Source organism: Streptomyces sp. UNOB3_S3, from assembly GCF_020740895.1.
Taxonomy (GTDB): Bacteria; Actinomycetota; Actinomycetes; order Streptomycetales; family Streptomycetaceae; genus Streptomyces.
Map to the genome: position 1 here is coordinate 1 of NZ_JAILXP010000786.1, position 516 is coordinate 516.

Annotated in this window: 1 protein-coding gene; it reads right to left on the minus strand. The window is 66.9% G+C overall.

Going from position 1 to position 516, the window contains the following annotated elements; genetic code table 11:
- Nucleotides 1-72: 72 nt before the first annotated feature.
- A complete protein-coding gene (locus tag K6I33_RS35640) occupies nucleotides 73-297 on the minus strand; it encodes an SCO4848 family membrane protein (protein WP_229358908.1) in 225 nt (74 codons plus the stop codon).
- Nucleotides 298-516 lie beyond the last annotated feature (219 nt).

Here is a 516-nt window from a genome sequence, read left to right on the forward strand (position 1 = left end):
CTCCCGCCCAGTGATGCGCATCACCGTAGAAGGGGGAACGGGCGTACGTCCCGGGAATGGGTCAACCGGCGCCTATGAGCTACGCCGCAGCGCCCTGACGCCACGCAACCCGATGAGTCCTACAGCCGTCCCCAGAAGAAACGAGGTGATCGCGAGCAGCAAGTGCACCCAGAAGTACGCGGTGGGGGAACCCGCGTCGTCGAAGGCCAGCCCGCTGCCGTCCTTCCAGAGATTTTTCACGAAAGTGACCCAGATGACCCAGCTCCAGGCGCCGAACGCCAGCAGGAACCACGACACGGGACGGGAGAGGGTCGCGGGAACCGGTGCCGGAGCGGGAGCCTCCGAGGAAGCGGGTGCCTCGGGCTCGGTGGGGGAAGCATTCACCATGGGTTTCAGTATGCGTTCCGGCGCCCGCACTGGTCCTATCGGGTCCTCGGCGGGCGCCCGCCGTGAGGCGCTGTCCTGGTTGGCAGAGCGTAGCGGTACGTTCACCACCGTGCCGACGACGACATCCCC